Genomic DNA, 295 nt, shown 5'->3' with positions numbered 1-295 from the left:
CTGGTTAAAGCGGAAATCTTCAAAAAAGACGGCAGCAAAGAGACTTGGGCCTACACCTACGACGCCTTGGGCAGAAGAATAGGCAAAGGTCGTCTGAAAACAGACGGCAGCCTAGAAGATGAAATCCGCTTCGTTTGGGACGGCAGTCATTTACTGCAAGAAATCCACCCGGACGGCAGGTATACCTATATCTATACCGACCCGGATTCCTACGAGCCTTTAGCACAAGTCCGCGATTGGACAACCAAAGACGGCAAAAAACGCCAACAAACCCACTACTTCCACTGCGACCAAA

At 49.8% G+C, this 295-nt stretch carries 1 pseudogene; it reads left to right on the top strand.

Annotated features, from left to right (window positions below):
• Positions 1-295, top strand: a pseudogene (locus tag HMPREF2726_RS14850) (RHS repeat protein); the annotation flags it as partial.

The sequence above is a fragment of the Neisseria sp. HMSC074B07 genome (assembly GCF_001810355.1).
In the GTDB taxonomy this organism is placed as follows: Bacteria; Pseudomonadota; Gammaproteobacteria; order Burkholderiales; family Neisseriaceae; genus Neisseria.
The sequence above is the reverse complement of the archived record's forward strand: the minus strand, read 5'-3'. Positions and strand labels throughout refer to the sequence as shown.